The 16,911-nt window shown below is 59.7% G+C and carries 18 protein-coding genes; 5 read left to right on the top strand and 13 right to left on the bottom strand.

What is annotated here, in order from left to right; genetic code table 11:
- The first annotated feature begins 220 nt into the window (after positions 1–220).
- Together FGF54_RS05710 and FGF54_RS05705 are read left to right on the top strand one after the other, a co-directional pair.
- Positions 221–1,408 carry a bifunctional 2-C-methyl-D-erythritol 4-phosphate cytidylyltransferase/2-C-methyl-D-erythritol 2,4-cyclodiphosphate synthase gene (locus FGF54_RS05710; RefSeq protein ID WP_142779139.1) on the top strand — a complete coding sequence of 396 codons (1,188 nt, stop codon included), beginning with the start codon at positions 221–223 and terminating at the stop codon, positions 1,406–1,408.
- Positions 1,405–1,914 carry a CinA family protein gene (locus FGF54_RS05705; RefSeq protein WP_142779138.1) on the top strand — a complete coding sequence of 170 codons (510 nt, stop codon included), beginning with the start codon at positions 1,405–1,407 and terminating at the stop codon, positions 1,912–1,914. The genes FGF54_RS05710 and FGF54_RS05705 overlap by 4 nt, the downstream gene beginning before the upstream one ends.
- On the opposite strand, the gene FGF54_RS05700 is transcribed toward FGF54_RS05705, so the two are convergent.
- On the bottom strand, positions 1,896–2,351 hold the full coding sequence (locus FGF54_RS05700; protein WP_035217445.1) for a type II toxin-antitoxin system RatA family toxin: 456 nt from the start codon (positions 2,349–2,351) through the stop codon (positions 1,896–1,898). The two genes, FGF54_RS05705 and FGF54_RS05700, sit on opposite strands and share 19 nt — an antisense overlap.
- Positions 2,352–2,360: 9 nt before the next feature.
- Positions 2,361–2,930 (bottom strand): AAA family ATPase, encoded by a 570-nt coding sequence (locus FGF54_RS05695; protein WP_142780149.1) that lies wholly within the window; start codon positions 2,928–2,930, stop codon positions 2,361–2,363.
- Between the two features lie 251 nt (positions 2,931–3,181).
- Here FGF54_RS05695 and FGF54_RS27170 point away from each other — a divergent pair, with 251 nt between their 5' ends.
- The 3 genes from FGF54_RS27170 (at position 3,182) to FGF54_RS05685 (ending at position 5,244) form a co-directional block, all read left to right on the top strand.
- Positions 3,182–3,358, top strand: coding sequence for a hypothetical protein (locus FGF54_RS27170; protein WP_003496171.1), 177 nt, complete (start codon positions 3,182–3,184; stop codon positions 3,356–3,358).
- Between the two features lie 128 nt (positions 3,359–3,486).
- Positions 3,487–4,221, top strand: a complete 735-nt coding sequence (locus FGF54_RS05690) for an AraC family transcriptional regulator (RefSeq protein WP_142779137.1) — start codon at positions 3,487–3,489, stop codon at positions 4,219–4,221.
- Positions 4,222–4,314: 93 nt separating this feature from the next.
- Positions 4,315–5,244, top strand: coding sequence for a DMT family transporter (locus FGF54_RS05685; protein ID WP_142779136.1), 930 nt, complete (start codon positions 4,315–4,317; stop codon positions 5,242–5,244).
- 202 nt (positions 5,245–5,446) lie between these two features.
- On the opposite strand, the gene lipA is transcribed toward FGF54_RS05685, so the two are convergent.
- The 11 genes from lipA to FGF54_RS05630 form a co-directional block, all read right to left on the bottom strand.
- The gene (gene lipA / locus FGF54_RS05680) at positions 5,447–6,418 is read right to left on the bottom strand and encodes a lipoyl synthase (RefSeq protein WP_003521361.1); all 972 of its coding nucleotides are present in this window, start codon (positions 6,416–6,418) and stop codon (positions 5,447–5,449) included.
- 102 nt (positions 6,419–6,520) lie between these two features.
- Positions 6,521–6,769: a GlsB/YeaQ/YmgE family stress response membrane protein gene (locus FGF54_RS05675; RefSeq protein ID WP_142779135.1), complete on the bottom strand. Its 249-nt coding sequence runs from the start codon at positions 6,767–6,769 to the stop codon at positions 6,521–6,523.
- Between the two features lie 95 nt (positions 6,770–6,864).
- Positions 6,865–8,310 (bottom strand): dihydrolipoyl dehydrogenase, encoded by a 1,446-nt coding sequence (lpdA, locus tag FGF54_RS05670; protein ID WP_003502607.1) that lies wholly within the window; start codon positions 8,308–8,310, stop codon positions 6,865–6,867.
- A gap of 57 nt (positions 8,311–8,367) precedes the next feature.
- Positions 8,368–9,012, bottom strand: coding sequence for an SGNH/GDSL hydrolase family protein (locus FGF54_RS05665; protein ID WP_142779134.1), 645 nt, complete (start codon positions 9,010–9,012; stop codon positions 8,368–8,370).
- Between the two features lie 12 nt (positions 9,013–9,024).
- A complete protein-coding gene (locus FGF54_RS05660) occupies positions 9,025–10,395 on the bottom strand; it encodes a pyruvate dehydrogenase complex dihydrolipoamide acetyltransferase (RefSeq protein WP_142779133.1) in 1,371 nt (456 codons plus the stop codon).
- Between the two features lie 14 nt (positions 10,396–10,409).
- The gene (locus FGF54_RS05655; protein ID WP_142779132.1) at positions 10,410–11,822 is read right to left on the bottom strand and encodes a pyruvate dehydrogenase complex E1 component subunit beta; all 1,413 of its coding nucleotides are present in this window, start codon (positions 11,820–11,822) and stop codon (positions 10,410–10,412) included.
- A gap of 17 nt (positions 11,823–11,839) precedes the next feature.
- Positions 11,840–12,883 carry a pyruvate dehydrogenase (acetyl-transferring) E1 component subunit alpha gene (gene pdhA / locus FGF54_RS05650; protein WP_003521366.1) on the bottom strand — a complete coding sequence of 348 codons (1,044 nt, stop codon included), beginning with the start codon at positions 12,881–12,883 and terminating at the stop codon, positions 11,840–11,842.
- A 153-nt stretch (positions 12,884–13,036) separates the two neighbouring features.
- Positions 13,037–13,354 (bottom strand): septum formation initiator family protein, encoded by a 318-nt coding sequence (locus tag FGF54_RS05645; RefSeq protein ID WP_003502598.1) that lies wholly within the window; start codon positions 13,352–13,354, stop codon positions 13,037–13,039.
- A gap of 360 nt (positions 13,355–13,714) precedes the next feature.
- Positions 13,715–14,989 carry a phosphopyruvate hydratase gene (gene eno / locus FGF54_RS05640; RefSeq protein WP_003521367.1) on the bottom strand — a complete coding sequence of 425 codons (1,275 nt, stop codon included), beginning with the start codon at positions 14,987–14,989 and terminating at the stop codon, positions 13,715–13,717.
- 151 nt (positions 14,990–15,140) lie between these two features.
- Positions 15,141–15,986 (bottom strand): 3-deoxy-8-phosphooctulonate synthase, encoded by an 846-nt coding sequence (gene kdsA / locus FGF54_RS05635; protein WP_142780148.1) that lies wholly within the window; start codon positions 15,984–15,986, stop codon positions 15,141–15,143.
- Positions 15,986–16,855 (bottom strand): VOC family protein, encoded by an 870-nt coding sequence (locus FGF54_RS05630; RefSeq protein WP_142779131.1) that lies wholly within the window; start codon positions 16,853–16,855, stop codon positions 15,986–15,988. Before FGF54_RS05630 ends, kdsA begins: the two co-directional genes overlap by 1 nt.
- Between the last annotated feature and the right edge of the window lie 56 nt (positions 16,856–16,911).

The following is a 16,911-nucleotide window of genomic DNA, read 5'->3' as shown; positions in this document are numbered from 1 at the left end:
TTAGAGGGTTGCACCTTTTATTTGCTGGGCGACTGCCTGCCTGTTTTGCTGTCGGCAGCAATTTGTGCAGGTTCGAACACGCAATGGTGGCTGATCCTGCGGCATGCAGGGGCGAATGCGCGTCTTATCGGGCTGGCCATCCGGGTTTTGAAACGCTAGAGCAGGACTGTCAACCGCTAAGGGTTGCGCACAAAGCATAAGACCAATGCAGGAAAGTACTATGAAACTCGGCATCGTCATCGTCGCCGCCGGACGCGGAGAAAGAGCGGGCTCCCCCGAGGAAGGGCCGAAACAATATCGCCCTATCGGAGGCAGGGCCGTGATCGAGCATACATTGTCGACCTTCCTCGATTGGGACCAGGCCTCCCCCATCGTGATCGTCAGTCATGCCGACGATGCAGCACTGCTGTCGCCGATCCTCCAGCGGCTTGATACCGGCAAGCGGATCGTTACCGTCACGGGCGGCGCGACACGCCAGCAATCGGTGCTTGCCGGACTGGAAGCGCTCTCTTCGGAAGAGCTGACGCATGTGATGATCCATGATGCCGTGCGGCCTTTCGTCGCCGTGGACATGCTGGAACGGATCGTCGCCCTGCACCGGGCCGGCGCCAGCGGCGTCCTGCCTGCCCTGCCCGTCACTGACACGCTGAAGCGCGGCTCGGATGGTCGCGTCGTAGAGACGGTTTCCCGGCAGGGGCTTTATGCCGCGCAGACACCGCAGAGTTTCGGCTATGGCGATATTCTCGCCGCGCACCGCGCCGCTGCCGCCTCCGGAAAGTCCGATTTTACCGATGATGCTTCGATCGCCGAATGGGCGGGACTGACGGTGAAGCTGACCGAGGGTTCGGTCGACAATGTAAAACTCACTCTCAAGCGGGATATCGCCATGGCCGATGAGAAGCTCTCCCACGGATTGCCGGACGTGCGCACCGGCAATGGTTACGACGTGCATCAGCTGGAAGCCGGCGACGGCGTGACGCTGTGCGGCGTCTTCATCGAACACGACCAGAAACTCAAAGGTCATTCGGATGCGGATGTGGCTTTGCATGCGCTGACGGATGCGCTGCTCGCCACCTGCGGTGCTGGCGATATCGGCGATCACTTTCCGCCTTCCGATCCGCAATGGAAGGGTGCCGCCTCGCGCATCTTCCTCGAACATGCGGCCAAAGTGGTTCGCGACAATGGCGGCACGATCATGAATGCCGATGTCTCGCTGATTGCGGAAGCACCGCGCATCGGCCCGCACCGCCAGGCCATGCGCGAGGCACTCTCGGACATGCTGGGCATCGCGCTGGAGCGCTGCTCGGTGAAGGCGACGACCAATGAGACCATCGGTTTCGTCGGCCGCCGGGAAGGCATAGCTGCAATCGCCACCGCTACCGTCGTCTACAGGGGCAGACCTTTATGAGCCTTTTTCCCGCTGACATAGAAGACCTGGCGCGGCAGATCATTGCCGATTTCACCGCGCATGGTTTCATGGTCTCGACCGCGGAAAGCTGCACTGGCGGCCTGATCGCCGGTGCCCTGACGGAGATTGCCGGCTCCTCCGCCGTCGTCGATCGTGGTTTTGTCACCTATACCAATGAAGCCAAGATGGACATGCTGGGCGTTGGCGCCGAGACGCTGGCGAATTTCGGCGCGGTTTCCCGACAGACAGCGTTGCAGATGGCGCATGGCGCCCTGTTTCGTTCACGGGCGGATTTCGCCGTGGCTGTTACCGGTATTGCCGGTCCGGGTGGTGGTTCCGCCGACAAGCCGGTTGGGCTGGTACATCTGGCCGCCAAGGCGCGCAGCGGTAAAATCCTGCATCGGGAAATGCGTTATGGCGAGATCGACCGCACCGAAATCCGGCTTGCGACGGTGATGACGGCGCTTGAGATGCTGATTGCCCTTAATCAGGCAGGGTCCGTATAGATTTTATCGGCACGCGTTTCGAAGGCTTCCGCGAACATGCGGAAGGCCCGGTCGAACATCGACCCCATCACCGCGCCGAGCAGACGGTTCTTGAATTCATAATCGATGAAGAAATGGATGGCCGATCCGCCCTCGTCCGAGGCCTCGAAACGCCAGCGATTGTCGAGATATTTGAACGGGCCGTCGATATATTTCACGTCGATGGCGCGCTCGGCCGGGTTCAGCAGCACCTGCGTGGTGAAGGTTTCGCGAATGGCCTTGTAGCCCACCGTCATATCCGCCACCAGCAGCACCTTGCCATCGCGCTCCTTGCGCGAGCGGACGGTGAGCGCCTCGCAAAGGGGCAGAAACTGCGGATATTTCTCCACATCGGCGACGAGGTCGTACATGCGGTCGGGCGAGTGTTTGACGTGGCGATGCGTTTCGAACTGTGGCATGAGCGGCAGTTAATCCTCGATACGCAGAAGATCAAGAAGGCGGCGAAACTGTTTTCGGCTTTTCAGCTGGAATACCGGCACATCAGGACCATAAAGCGCGAAATTCTGCTCGAAGATCGGCGTATGGCGCCGCTCGAAATTCCAGATATAGCGCAGGAAATCGAGATCGATCCTTTCTGGGCAACCCTCCGCCATTTCAGGCCTCGCCTTGCCGTAACCCTTGACGATTCGGCTGACCGCGCCCCACAGGCAAAGCCAGCGCGGCATGCGCACCCACAGGACGATGTGGGATCTCGGCAGGCGCATGTCGAAAGATGACGGATTGCTGCCATCCATCAGCCAGTTCTCCTCTGCGACGATGGCGGCGATCTTCTGCCGTTGCTCCTCGCGCGGACGCGCCTGCCAGCCCGGCAGCCAGAAAATCTCGCGATCCATGGAAATGTAGCGAAGCCCGAAGGCAGCCGAGAGCTTATGTGACAGTGTCGACTTGCCGCCACCCGAGCAGCCAACGACCATGATACGTTTTGCGCCAGCAATGATTTTTGCTGCGTCTTCGGCTCTATCCAGATACTGCGGCATCGCGTAAACCTCGTCAGGACCGCCGGAACATCGTGCAGCCAACCCGATATAACGTTCCAGAACGATATCGTCGTTGCGCATGGCAGTTACGGAAAATTGACTATTGCAACCCCCTCGCAGGGATTGCTATTTATTTGCCACTAATATTACACCCACTGGATGCAAACGCGCCGGGCACTCCCGATTTCCCCACGCGTATTCATCCTTGGGTTCAGACCCGACATAACCGCTTTGAGCCACTGAGTGAGCCGATGGACGATTTTTCCAACATCATCAACCTTCTCGAATCCGCCAAGCAACTCGCATCGATGAATGGCATGCCGGTGCTTGCCTATCTCATCGACGTCGCGAAATGCGAGGCGAGAGAGAACAAGCCGGTTCTGCGCAAGCGCAAACGCGGCGAATCGACCGCCAAGGAAGACTGTTAATTGCCGGCGCGCAGAGCCGACCGATAAAGCCGACTGGCCCAATCTTCAAGACGATGTCATAATCAAACAATGAAACTGGCCGCTTTTTCGAGGCGGCCATTTCTTTGCACAATGGAAACGACAGCGTCATGATGGCCGCATCCGCAAATATCAGAACCTACAGGGAAGAAAGACCGAAGGAACGGCATGGCTTCGTTCAGATCGTTCTTCCTGTCTCCGGGCGTCTGCTGATCGATGTGGCGGGACGGCAGGACGAATTGTCGACCGGACGCGGCGTGTTCATCCATCGCGATGCACCGCATACGCAGGAAGCGACGGCAAGCAACCGCTCGCTGGTGGTCGATATCGATGAAGGCGCCCTTCCCGAGCAAACGCTCGAGAAATTCGTTCGCTCGCCGTTTCTCGACATAGCGCAGGATACGCGTCAATTGATCGCCTATATGCGCGGCGTCATCGGAACAGAGGGGCGACGCGACGATATTGCCGGCCTGTGGGCGCCACTCCTGGTCGACAGCCTTGCCAACGAGAAAGCTGACATCCGCCAACGCCTGCACAGGCTCGTTGCACTTGTCAGGGCGGAACCGTTCTTCCCCTGGACCATCGAGATGCTGGCCTCCTGCGTGACGATCAGCGACAGCCGCCTGCATGCGCTGTTTCTCGAAGAATTCGGCCTCCCGCCTCACCGCTGGCTGGCCGGGCTTCGCATGGACAAGGTCTGCGCATTGCTCAGCAATTCCACCCTGCCAATTGCCGAAATCGCCTTGCGGGCCGGTTTTTCCGACCAGACTGCACTGACGCGCGCCATGCGCAATGCAGTGGGTGAAACGCCCGCAGCCTACCGTCGGACCTACGGGCTTCATTAAAACCGCCAGCATATCCATCAGGAGTTTTTGTCAAGACAGCCGCAGAGGGCTGTGGCACATCGCAGGCAAATGTGAATGCGGATGTGACATGACATGAACAGAACAGGTCTCGGTGTTTTTTACGGCATGCTGGCGGGCGCGCTTTGGGGTGGGATTTTTCTCGCTCCCAAACTCGTGCCGGATTTTTCCGCCCTGCAACTGTCGACGGCGCGTTATCTCACCTATGGGCTGATTTCCCTCATCATCATCGGGCCGCGCCTGAAACGCGTCTCGGCCCATTTTGGCGCGCGGGAGTGGATAGCGCTCGGCTGGCTGAGCATGATCGGCAACATCGCCTACTATGTCTTCATATCGACCGCAGTGAAATTGAGCGGTGTCGCCTTTACCTCGATCATCATCGGCTTCCTGCCCGTCGCCGTCACTATCATTGGCAGCCGTGATCATGGCGCGGTGTCGCTGAAGCGGCTGTGGCCGTCGCTGGCCTTCGGTGCGATGGGGATTATCGGCATTTCCTGGCAGTCGCTGACGGAAAACGATGCGGGGCTCGATGTCTCTCGCGTCATCGGACTTGCCTGTGCGCTCGGTGCGCTGGCGTCATGGACGGCCTTTGCCGTCGGTAACGCCCGCTGGCTCTCCCGCCTTCACGATGTCAGCGCCGATGACTGGAACATGATGACCGGCGTCGTGACCGGTGGGCTTGCGCTCGCGCTCGCCATTCCGGCCTTTGGCTTTGGTGGCGGAAGCCATAATTCGGGCGACTGGCTGCATTTTGTGGCTGTTGCTGCCGGACTGGGTTTCACCGCCTCCATTCTCGGCAATGCCCTATGGAACCGCATGAGCCGCCTTCTGCCGCTCACCATGGTCGGGCAGATGATCCTGTTCGAAACGCTGTTTGCGCTGCTTTACGGTTTTCTCTGGGAAGGGCGTGGCCCGACACTAATTGAGGTCGTGGCAATATGTTCGGTGGTGCTGAGCGTTGTGCTGTGCATGCGGGCGCACCGACCGGAGAGAATCACGGCATGATTGGATTGAGGGGCGTTACTGGCGGCTGAACCATTTCACAAGCCTCGCCTCCCACTCCCCGTCATCCTCGGGCCTGTCCCGAGGATCCAATCACGTATCGTACAATCGATAGGTTGCAGATGCTCGGGACAAGCCCGAGCATGACGGTGGAGAGAGCGTATATCGCCCGATGCAGCAACCTATGTTGCCGAACCTTTGTCCCTTACTCCGCAGCCGCCAGCAGCTTCTTTTCGCGGGCGGCACGCAGGCGTTCGAAATCGTCGCCGGCATGGTGGGAAGAGCGGGTCAGCGGGCTAGAAGACACCATCAGGAAGCCCTTGGTGTAAGCCACCGTCTCGTAGGACTTGAACTCTTCCGGCGTCACGAAGGCCTCTACCTTGTGGTGCTTGCGGGTCGGCTGCAGATATTGGCCGATGGTCAGGAAGTCCACATCGGCGCTGCGCAGGTCGTCCATCAGCTGAAGCACTTCGTTACGCTCTTCGCCGAGGCCGACCATGATGCCCGACTTGGTGAACATGGTGGGATCGAGTTCCTTCACCCGCTGCAGAAGGCGCACGGAGTGGAAATAGCGCGCACCGGGGCGAACCGTGAGGTAGTTGCCCGGAACGGTTTCCATATTGTGGTTGAAGACATCGGGCTTGGCGGCGACGACCCGTTCCAGCGCGCCGGGCTTCTTCAGGAAGTCGGGGGTGAGGATTTCGATGGTCGTCGTCGGAGACGCAGCACGGATCGCCCAGATGACCTTCTCGAAATGTTCAGCGCCGCCATCGGCGAGATCGTCTCGGTCGACCGAAGTGATGACGACGTGGGAAAGGCCCATCTGCTTGACGGCCTTGGCGACGTTCTCGGGCTCGGCCATATCCAGCGGATTGGGCTTGCCGGTCGCGACATTGCAGAAAGCGCAGGCGCGGGTGCAGATTTCACCCATGATCATGAAGGTCGCGTGTTTCTTGTCCCAGCACTCGCCGATATTCGGACAGCCGGCTTCCTCGCACACCGTCACCAGCTTGTGCGAACGCACCAGTTCACGCGTCTCGTGATAGCCCTTGGATGTCGGCGCCTTGACGCGGATCCATTCCGGCTTGCGCATGACCTCGGTATCGGGCTTGTGCGCCTTTTCCGGGTGGCGAATGCGCTTTTCGTCGGACGACGTCCTGTCGAGAATAGTGACCATAAAAACCTGCTTCCATCGCCTTTGGCGATCCAGACATCTTTGGTGCGATGCTTTAGAACAATTCCAGAAAAAGCGTAAGCCCCTTCCGGTCACGAAGCCTTGTCAGCGCCGCACGAGCTTTGCCAGAAACAGCAAGAGGCTTGCGCCGAGGAACGATGTGACGAAATAACCGAGCCTGTTATCCTGAACGAAAACATCGAAGGTTCGCAGCACGGCGACAGCGACGACCGAACCGACAATGCCAAGTACAATGTTCATGAAAATGCCGAAGCGCATGTCCATGAGCTTGCCCGCAAGCCAGCCGGCGAGACCGCCGATGATGATTGCTGCAATCCAGCCAACACTTTCCATTCCCACGCTCCCTGAAACAGCAGCCTGCCTTAGGGCTGCATCGAGACATATGGGACACCCGGCAAGGTTAGACAATGCCGGGTATCACGCGGCACTTATGCGTTGAGCACACGTCCGTAAGCGTCGAGCACGCTTTCCTTCATCGACTCCGAAATGGTCGGGTGCGGGAAGATGGTGTGCATCAAATCTTCTTCGGTCGTCTCCAGATTCATGGCGACGACGAAGCCCTGGATGAGTTCCGTCACTTCCGCACCGACCATATGGGCGCCGAGCAGCTCGCCGGTCTTCTTGTCGAAGATGGTTTTGACCATCCCCTGGTCTTCGCCAAGCGCGACCGCCTTGCCGTTTGCCGCAAAGGAGAAGCGGCCAACACGGATATCGCGACCCTGTTCCTTTGCCTTGGCTTCGGTAAGACCGACAGAAGCGACCTGCGGGTTGCAATAGGTGCAGCCTGGAATCTTCAGCTTGTCCATCGGGTGCACATTCGGCAGACCGGCGATCTTTTCGACGCAGATGACAGCCTCATGCTCGGCCTTGTGGGCGAGCAGCGGCGGGCCAGCAACGTCGCCGATGGCGTAGATGCCGGGAACGTTGGTCTTGCCATAACCGTCGATGACGATGAAGCCGCGATCGGTCTTCACGCCGGCAGCCTCCAGGCCAATGCCTTCGATATTGGCAACAACGCCGACGGCGGAGATCATGCGATCAGCCGTGATCTTCTCGGAAGAACCGTCCTTCTTCTCCAGCGTCGCAGTGATGGAGTTCGCGCCCTTCTCCACCTTGGAAACCTTGGTTTCCAGATGGATCTTCATGCCCTGCTTCTCAAGCTGCTTCTTGGCGAAGGTGGAGATTTCCGCGTCTTCTACAGGCATGACCTGGCTCATGATTTCGACAACGGTCACGTCCACACCCATGGTGCGGTAGAAGCTGGCGAATTCAATGCCGATGGCGCCCGAGCCCATGACGAGCAGCGACTTCGGCAGTTCTTCCGGCTTCATCGCCTCGAAATAGGTCCAGATCAGCTTGCCATCGGGCTCGATGCCGGGCAGCGCGCGCGGGCGGGCGCCTGTGGCGACGATGATGTGCTTGGCGGTATAGGTGCCCTCACCCAGCGTGTTCTTCGGCACGGGACCCTGCGGCTGAACCACCGGCTTGGTGGATTTGCCGACGACGATCTCGCCCGGCTTGGTAATCTTTGCTTCACCCCAGATGATATCGACCTTGTTCTTCTTGAACAGGAAACCGACGCCATTGTTCATGCGCGCGGCAATGCCGCGCGAACGCGCGACGATTGCCTTGACGTCCGGCTTGATCGAGCCTTCCAGCGTCAGGCCGTAATCCTTGGCATGGGTGGCGGTGTGCATGACATCGGCGGTGCGCAGCAGGGCCTTGGTGGGAATGCAGCCCCAGTTGGAGCAGATGCCGGCCAGATGCTCACGCTCCACGACGGCAACCTTCATGCCGAGCTGGGCTGCGCGGATCGCGGCAATGTAACCGCCCGGTCCCGAACCGATGATGATGACGTCATATGATTGAGCCATTGGAAATCCTGCCTTGTCCTATCGGGTCGCGAGCAGCGCCACGACCGGGAATTGTTCTTAAAGTCCGAGCATCATGCGGACGACGGGCTCCAGCCCCCGCCCGATGGCTCGCGTATTTTCAGCATCGAGATGGACGCCATCCACCGGCGTCGTGCGCGCCACGGAACCCGCATCGAAAAAGCCGCAATCGAGCTCGTCGGCCAAATCCCGGTAAACGGATGCCAGCATTGCCGATTCATCGATCGCATTACGAAAGATCGCGCCCATGAAAGGATTTGCCGTCTCGCAAAGCTGCGGCGGGGCGACGATCAGCACGTCAGGCGCTTCCCAGTCCGGCACCTGCCAGATGTGGTTGCGCGTGAGCTTCACAAGCCGCTCCACGCCCTTCATGGCAACAATCGCCGACCCATGGATCGCCGGTTTCATGTCGTTGGTGCCGAGCATGATGATGACGAGATCAAGCGGCGCATGGCTGTGCAGCAGCGTCGGCAGAAGCCTTGCGCCGTTGCGATCACAATCGGCCGTCAGATCGTCATAGGCGGTGGTACGGCCACCAAGACCTTCGTGGATCACGTGCACGTCGGGACCGAGCGCCTTTTGCAAGACGCTCGGCCAAAGATCGTCATGGCTGTGACGGCCACCCGTTTCCGCATTTGATCCCCAGGTCAGGGAATCGCCAAAGCAGAGGACCGATTTCACCATGTCACGCTCCGATCAAACCAGCATGCCCATTGGGTTTTCGATGTAGCGCTTGAAGGCGCCGATCAGTTCGGCTCCGAGCGCGCCATCGACGCAGCGGTGGTCGGTGGAGAGCGTGACCGTCATGACGTTGGCGATCTTGATCTCGCCGTTCTTGACGACAGCGCGTTCTTCACCCGCGCCAACCGCCAGAATGGTGGCATGCGGCGGGTTGATGACGGCGGAGAAGCTCTTGACGCCCATCATGCCCATGTTGGACACGGCGGTCGTGCCGCCCTGATACTCCTCAGGCTTCAGCTTGCGTTCTTTTGCGCGCTTGCCGTAGTCCTTCATCTCGTTGGAGATGGTGGAGAGCGACTTCTGCTCGGCCTTGCGGATGATCGGCGTGATCAGGCCACCCGGAATGGAAACGGCGACGCCGACATCCGAATGCTTGTGCTTGACCATGGCGCTTTCCGTCCAGGAGACGTTGGCATCCGGTACATCGCGCAGAGCAAGGGCGAGCGCCTTGATGACCATGTCGTTGACCGACAGCTTGTAGGCCGGCTTGCCGTCCTTTTCGGGGGCAGCAGCGTTAAGCTGGGCGCGCAGCGCCAGAAGCGTATCCAGTTCGCAATCGACCGAGACGTAGAAATGCGGAACGGTCTGCTTTGATTCGACCAGACGCTTAGCGATGACCTTGCGCATGCCGTCATGCGGCACAAGCTCGTAGGAGCCTTCTTCGAACAGCTTGAGAACCGCTTCGTCCGACTGACCCTTGGCGAGAGCGGGGGCCGGTGCCCCTGCGGATGCGGCAGCCGCGCTCGGCGCAGCCTTTGCACCGCCGGAAGCGGCAGCCTTTTCGACGTCGGTCTTGACGATGCGGCCATGCGGGCCGGAACCGGAGACGGCCGAGAGGTCGAGACCGGCTTCCTTGGCGAGACGGCGGGCAAGCGGCGAAGCGAAGATGCGCTCGCCGGACTTGGAAACCGGGGCCGGGGTAGAGGACGCGGGCGCCTGATCGGCGGCCGGCTTTTCAGCCTTGGCAGGAGCAGCTTCGGATTTTTCTTCCTTCGGCGCTTCAGCCTTTGCAGCTTCCTCCTTCGGGGCTTCCGCCTTGGCAGGAGCGGCATCGCCGCCCTTTGCCGCCTCGGCCACATCCTCGCCATCGGCGGCGAGGATTGCGATGAGGGCATTGACCTTGACGGCTTCCGTGCCGGCCGGAACGACCAGCTTGGCAACGGTGCCTTCGTCGACGGCTTCCACTTCCATGGTCGCCTTATCGGTCTCGATCTCGGCGATCACGTCACCGGGTGCGACCTTGTCGCCTTCCTTGACCAGCCACTTGGCCAGATTGCCCTCTTCCATCGTGGGAGAAAGGGCAGGCATGGTGATGTTTATCGGCATCGAAACGCCTCCCCTTACTTGTAGCAGACGGTTTTGACGGCCTGAACGACTTCATCGACGTTCGGCAGAGCCAGCTTTTCGAGGTTTGCCGCGTAAGGCATCGGAACATCCTTGCCGGCGATCGTCAGGATCGGCGCATCGAGATAGTCGAAAGCGGCGCGCATGACCTGGTTGGCGATGAAGTCACCGACCGATGACTGCGGGAAACCTTCCTCGACCGTGACCAGACGACCGGTCTTCTTGACCGATTCGATGACGGTGGGCAGATCCATCGGGCGGATGGTGCGCAGATCGATCAGTTCGACGTCGATGCCGAGCTTTTCGAGTTCCGCAACCGCCTTGATCGCGTAGGTCATGCCGATGCCGAAGGAAACGATGGTCGCATCCTTGCCCTTGCGGTGAATGCGCGCCTTGCCGATCGGCAGCACGAAATCATCGAGCTTCGGAACTTCGAAGCTCTGGCCGTAGAGAATTTCATTTTCCAGGAAAATGACCGGGTTCGGATCGCGGATGGCGGCCTTGAGCAGACCCTTGGCGTCAGCTGCCGTGTAAGGCATGACGACCTTGAGGCCCGGAATATGGCTGTACCATGCGGCGTAACATTGCGAATGCTGTGCACCGACGCGGGCAGCAGCGCCCGAAGGACCGCGGAACACCATCGGAGCGCCCATCTGGCCACCCGACATGTAAAGCGTCTTTGCCGCCGAGTTGACGATCTGGTCGATCGCCTGCATGGCGAAGTTGAAGGTCATGAACTCGACGATCGGCCGCAGGCCCGTCATCGCCGCACCGACGCCGATACCGGCAAAGCCGTGCTCGGTGATCGGGGTATCGATGACGCGACGCTCACCGAATTCCTGCAACAGGCCTTGGGTAATCTTGTAGGCGCCCTGATATTCGGCGACTTCCTCACCCATGACGAAGACTTTTTCGTCGGCGCGCATTTCTTCGGCCATGGCGTCGCGCAGCGCTTCACGCACCGTCGTCATCACCATTTCCGTGCCTGCCGGGATGTCCGGATCGGCTGCGACTTCGATCTTGGGTGCTGCCGGAACCTTGGCGGCTTCCTTGGCAGCACTCGGCTCCTCGGTTGCTTCGCGGGTCTTGCCGCCGGCCGCATCCGAATCGGAATTTGCGGCTTCAGCCTTCGGCGCGGGAGCGGACGCGACATCGTCGGCGCTTTCGCCTTCCTGGATGAGGACTGCGATCGGCGTATTGACCTTGACGCCTTCGGTGCCGGCATCGATCAGCAGCTTGCCGATGACGCCCTCGTCCACGGCTTCCACTTCCATGGTCGCCTTGTCGGTCTCGATCTCGGCGATCACGTCGCCGGAGGTGACCTTGTCGCCTTCCTTTTTAAGCCATTTGGAAAGCGTGCCTTCCTCCATGGTCGGGGAAAGGGCGGGCATAAGAATTTCTACTGGCATGGGTTTCCCTTTCCCGATCAGAGCAGAATGTCGGTGTAGAGCTCGGATACATCCGGCTCTGGGTCGTTCTGGGCAAAGTCGGCGCTGTCGGCGACGATATCACGGACATCCTTGTCGATGGCCTTGAGTTCGTCTTCGCTTGCCCAGCCCTGCTCCAGAAGCCGCGCCTTGACCTGCTCGATCGGGTCATGTTCGGAGCGCATCTTCTGCACTTCGTCTTTCGAACGGTATTTCGCCGGGTCGGACATGGAGTGACCACGGTAACGGTAGGTCAGCATTTCCAGAATGATCGGACCCTTGCCCGAACGGCAATGTTCCAGCGCCTGGTCGGCGGCGGCCTTGACGGCGCGCACATCCATGCCATCCACCTGGATGCCGGGAATGCCGAAGGACTGGCCGCGCAGCGAGTAGTTCGACTGGGCGGTGGCGCGGGCGGTCGAGGTGCCCATGGCGTAACGGTTGTTTTCGACGATATAGATGATCGGCAGCTTCCAGAGAGCGGCCATGTTGAAGCTCTCGTAGACCTGGCCCTGGTTGGCGGCGCCGTCACCGAAATAGGTTACGGAGACATTGTCGTTGCCGCGATAGCGGTTGGCGAAAGCGAGACCGGTTCCGAGCGAAACCTGCGCACCGACGATGCCGTGGCCGCCGTAGAAATGCTTCTCCTTGGAGAACATGTGCATCGAGCCGCCCTTGCCTTTCGACAGGCCGCCCCTGCGGCCGGTCAACTCGGCCATGACGCCACGCGCGCTCATGCCGAGCGCCAGCATGTGGCCGTGGTCGCGGTAAGCGGTGATGACCTGATCGCCTTCCTTCTGCGACATCTGCATGCCGACGACGACAGCTTCCTGACCGATGTAGAGGTGACAGAAACCACCGATGAAGCCCATGCCATAGAGCTGGCCGGCCTTTTCCTCGAAACGGCGGATGAGCAGCATTTCACGATAAGCGTGAAGCTCTTCTTCCTTCGAGAAGTCCGGGCTGTTCTTGCCGGTGAATTCGGTTGCGGCCTTTGCCGTGGTCTTGCGGCCGGATACGGTCGCTGGTTTTCGCGGCGCCATTCATCCCTCCCTGAGTTGCCGTTTGAATGGATAGAGTGGCGCGTACCATATGCAAGAAAATGCCATGCAGCAATGCTTTAAACGCATGGCACATATTCACGCTAAGATGCTGTGAATAAATCAGAAATGTTAAATTAACTCGATTTCAGTTAATTAGAAATATGTGTTCATGATGACGATTTCGTCCGTGCGGGACATATTCAGCTGGTAACGGGAAATCTCGTCGATCATGTCCCGCTCCAGCGAGCCATCGCTCATCAATTCCACCTGCCGTTCCAGCGCCACACGGGCCTGCGTCAGCTTTGCGAGCTCCGCAGTGCGGGTGATACGCTGCCGCTCCAGCCGCTCCGTCGCCTGCAGGCCGAAGTCGCCATGGATGGAATGATACCCGAAATAGGAAAGAAAAGCGATCGTGATGGCCGGAACGATCAAACGGCCGAATCGTCTCTTTTTATGATGTCTGGTCCACATACCGGAGAGAAGCCTTAAAACGCATAACGTGAGTCTCGAGACTAAGGCGGATTGTTTAACTATCCGTTGACCTTAAATTCCAATCGGCAGATGGACGCAAAAAAGCCCGCCGGAGGGCGGGCTAAGAATGGCAGCGACGTCAAAAGAACCCTCATCATGCCGGCCCCCGGAACAAGCCCGAGGATGATCCGTCATCCAGCCACAGCGCGTCTGCGCTGTGGGGAGAGTCTTTCGCGATCAAGGACTTGATCGCGCTGGCCCCCGGATCAAGTCCGGGGTGACGGAATGCGGATGCTATCGCTCGTCCCTGAATGAGCCCGCCAAGGCGGCGGGCCGCATCACAAACCAATAGTGCCGGAATTACCCGCGCAGGATCGAACGGCCAGCGTAAGCCGCCTGCGGGCCGAGCATTTCCTCGATGCGGATAAGCTGGTTGTACTTCGCGAGCCGGTCGGAACGGGCAAGCGAACCGGTCTTGATCTGACCGCAGTTCGTCGCAACAGCGAGATCGGCGATGGTGGAATCTTCCGTCTCGCCTGAACGGTGCGACATGACGGCGGTGTAACCGGCCTTGTGCGCCGTTTCGACCGCGTCCAAGGTCTCGGAGAGCGAACCGATCTGGTTGACCTTGACGAGGATGGAGTTTGCAACGCCCATCTTGATGCCGTCGCGGAGACGCGCGGAGTTGGTGACGAAGAGATCGTCGCCGACGAGCTGGCACTTGTTGCCGATGAGATCGGTCAGCGTCTTCCAGCCTTCCCAGTCGTCTTCGGCCATGCCGTCTTCGATGGAAATGATCGGGTACTTGGCGACGAGTTCCGCCAGATATTCCGCCATTGCGCCCGATTCCAGCGTGCGGCCTTCGCCTTCGAGAACGTATTTTCCGTCCTTGAAGAATTCGGTCGATGCACAGTCAAGACCGACGAACATGTCGTCGCCCGGACGGTAGCCGGCCTTTTCAATCGACTTCATGATGAAATCGAGTGCGGCCGGTGCGCTTTCGAGACCCGGTGCGAAACCGCCCTCGTCGCCGACATTGGTGTTGTGGCCCTGTGCCGCCAGTTCTTTCTTCAGCGTATGGAACACTTCGGAACCCATGCGCACGGCTTCGCGGATGTTTTCCGCACCGACGGGCAGGATCATGAATTCCTGGAAGTCGATGGGGTTATCGGCATGCGCGCCGCCATTGATGATGTTCATCATCGGAACCGGCAGAAGATGTGCGTTCGGGCCGCCGACATAACGGTAAAGCGGCAGGCCGGAGGCTTCGGCGGCAGCCTTGGCGACAGCGAGCGATACGCCGAGGATGGCGTTGGCGCCGATGCGCGACTTGTTCGGCGTGCCATCGAGCACGATCATCGTCTGGTCGATCTGGATCTGGTTTTCAGCGTCGAAACCGCCGATGGCGTCGAAGATTTCGGTATTGACGGCTTCGACCGCCTTTTCCACGCCCTTGCCGAGATAACGCTTGCCGCCATCGCGCAGCTCAACCGCCTCGTGCGCGCCGGTGGAGGCGCCCGAAGGAACGGCAGCGCGGCCCATGGAGCCGTCTTCGAGGTAAACATCGACTTCAACGGTCGGGTTGCCGCGGCTGTCGAGGATTTCGCGCGCGATGATATCGGTAATGGCAGTCATGGTCTCTCCCTTGGGAATGGAACAGATATTTTCCGTCGCCTGTCTTAGACGATGGCGAAGAAATTACAATGACGACGGGCGGCAGAAACGGCCCGCCCGCCATTAAAATCGATTGGCACAGACAGTGCCCGCCGTAACGCCCCGCCGCCCCTTAGGCTTTGGTGATGGCGTCGAAAGCGAGCAGCTTTTCCAGCAGTTTCGGCATGTCCTTCAGATGGACCATGTTGGGACCGTCGGACGGCGCATTGTCCGGGTCCTCATGGGTTTCGATGAAGAGGCCTGCGACGCCGACAGCAACCGCCGCCCGCGCCAGAGTCTCGACGAATTCGCGCTGGCCGCCCGTGGAACCGCCCTGTCCACCCGGCTGCTGCACCGAATGGGTGGCATCAAAGACAACAGGCGCGCCGAGCGAAGCCATGATCGGCAACGAGCGCATGTCGGAAACAAGCGTGTTGTAACCGAAGGAGGCGCCGCGCTCGCACAGAAGCACATTCGGATTGCCGCTCTCATTCAGCTTGGCCAGCACGTTCTTCATGTCCCAGGGGGCAAGGAACTGGCCCTTCTTGACATTGATGACCCGGCCGGTTTTCGCGGCGGCGACGAGAAGATCGGTCTGGCGGCTGAGAAAGGCCGGGATTTGCAGCACATCCACCACTTCGGACACGATGGCGCATTGTTCTTCGGTGTGAATGTCGGTCAAAACAGGAAAGCCGAATTCCTTCTTGAGATCGGCGAAAACCTGCATGGCGCTCTCAAGGCCGATGCCGCGCTTGCCGGAAAGCGAAGTACGGTTCGCCTTGTCGAAGGACGACTTATATACGAGCCCGACCCCCAGCTTGTCGCAAAGCTCCTTCAGGACACCGGCGATCATGAAGGCATGTTCGCGGCTCTCCATCTGGCAGGGGCCAGCGATCAGGGAAAATCGCTCTGTATTGGAAAAGGAAACCGAATTGGCGCCGTCGCCGGCGGTGACTTTGAGATTGTTCGTAACGCTCATCATTTTTCCTCGAAGGCGAATGCAACGCCCTGACCGGGCGCGGCGGACACCACCAGACGGCCGCCCGCTTCTGCGCTGGAGACGCCATTAGCAGCAAGCACCGCTTCTGTCACGGCAAGATCGTCAACGGAAAAGACGATGCCTGCGCCGTGCAGTCCATTCGGAGGATTGGGCAGGCTTTCGCTGAAGGCCGGTTTTTGGTTCAGCCTGATGCGCACATTGCCGGTCGTAAAAATAATATCTCCATCTGGAGACATCTCCTCCTCGCAGGCAAATACCGTTTCGATCAGACGGACCGCGTTGGGATCGCCGCCGGAAAACAGAACGATCTCGCTGAGGCCGGAAGCACCATTGGCGTGGCGCTCCAGCACCGCCCGGTTGTTCGGCAAAGCCTGCAATCGCTGGCAGCTGAACAGAAAGAAATCCGAAGCCGCGCCGCTCGCTGCGAAAGCCAGCCGGAATGCCGCCTCACTCTGTGAGCCGTCCGGCATCCGCACGAGCCGTGAAAATTCAAAGATATCGCCCGCCGAGAAGCCGGACGCGGAAAACCTGTCATGATCGGCAATGGCGCTTTCGCTTCTTGCCACCAGGGCCGAAAAACCGTCCTCGCCATGACGCTGCCGAAAGGCCCGATCCCTACCGGTGAACACGTCGCCCCTGTTCACCGATTCATTATATTTAGCCGGGTCAGCAATCGCGAGCGGTTCCAGATAGGTGCCGTCCGCGAAGAAAACGCAGGCATTCTGCGTGCCGAAGGGATGGAGGGCCTCCGGAGCGACGGTGAAGCCGAGAAGCTCAAGGCGGTCTTTCGCCACGGCAAGAGACTGGACCGGCAAAACGAGATGATCGACACTATTTCGGTTCGCCATGATCGAGCCCCTGTGCTGCGGGTTTGTGCGTGACCAAAGCACAGATGACGCCAGCA

Origin of the sequence: Agrobacterium sp. T29, assembly GCF_006970545.1 — a bacterium.
In the GTDB taxonomy this organism is placed as follows: Bacteria; Pseudomonadota; Alphaproteobacteria; order Rhizobiales; family Rhizobiaceae; genus Agrobacterium; species Agrobacterium leguminum.
The sequence above is the reverse complement of the archived record's forward strand: the minus strand, read 5'-3'. Positions and strand labels throughout refer to the sequence as shown.

Coding starts and splice junctions, on each gene's coding strand:
- pdhA (WP_003521366.1), bottom strand. CDS start 12,883: ATGGCGCCGCGAAAACCAGCGACCGTATCCGGCCGCAAGACCACGGCA.
- lpdA (WP_003502607.1), bottom strand. CDS start 8,310: ATGGCTCAATCATATGACGTCATCATCATCGGTTCGGGACCGGGCGGT.
- FGF54_RS05655 (WP_142779132.1), bottom strand. CDS start 11,822: ATGCCAGTAGAAATTCTTATGCCCGCCCTTTCCCCGACCATGGAGGAA.
- FGF54_RS05685 (WP_142779136.1), top strand. CDS start 4,315: ATGAACAGAACAGGTCTCGGTGTTTTTTACGGCATGCTGGCGGGCGCG.
- FGF54_RS05675 (WP_142779135.1), bottom strand. CDS start 6,769: ATGGAAAGTGTTGGCTGGATTGCAGCAATCATCATCGGCGGTCTCGCC.
- kdsA (WP_142780148.1), bottom strand. CDS start 15,986: ATGAGCGTTACGAACAATCTCAAAGTCACCGCCGGCGACGGCGCCAAT.
- FGF54_RS05630 (WP_142779131.1), bottom strand. CDS start 16,855: ATGGCGAACCGAAATAGTGTCGATCATCTCGTTTTGCCGGTCCAGTCT.
- FGF54_RS05660 (WP_142779133.1), bottom strand. CDS start 10,395: ATGCCGATAAACATCACCATGCCTGCCCTTTCTCCCACGATGGAAGAG.
- FGF54_RS05710 (WP_142779139.1), top strand. CDS start 221: ATGAAACTCGGCATCGTCATCGTCGCCGCCGGACGCGGAGAAAGAGCG.
- FGF54_RS05690 (WP_142779137.1), top strand. CDS start 3,487: ATGATGGCCGCATCCGCAAATATCAGAACCTACAGGGAAGAAAGACCG.
- eno (WP_003521367.1), bottom strand. CDS start 14,989: ATGACTGCCATTACCGATATCATCGCGCGCGAAATCCTCGACAGCCGC.
- lipA (WP_003521361.1), bottom strand. CDS start 6,418: ATGGTCACTATTCTCGACAGGACGTCGTCCGACGAAAAGCGCATTCGC.
- FGF54_RS05705 (WP_142779138.1), top strand. CDS start 1,405: ATGAGCCTTTTTCCCGCTGACATAGAAGACCTGGCGCGGCAGATCATT.
- FGF54_RS05700 (WP_035217445.1), bottom strand. CDS start 2,351: ATGCCACAGTTCGAAACGCATCGCCACGTCAAACACTCGCCCGACCGC.
- FGF54_RS05645 (WP_003502598.1), bottom strand. CDS start 13,354: ATGTGGACCAGACATCATAAAAAGAGACGATTCGGCCGTTTGATCGTT.
- FGF54_RS05695 (WP_142780149.1), bottom strand. CDS start 2,930: ATGCCGCAGTATCTGGATAGAGCCGAAGACGCAGCAAAAATCATTGCT.
- FGF54_RS27170 (WP_003496171.1), top strand. CDS start 3,182: ATGGACGATTTTTCCAACATCATCAACCTTCTCGAATCCGCCAAGCAA.
- FGF54_RS05665 (WP_142779134.1), bottom strand. CDS start 9,012: ATGGTGAAATCGGTCCTCTGCTTTGGCGATTCCCTGACCTGGGGATCA.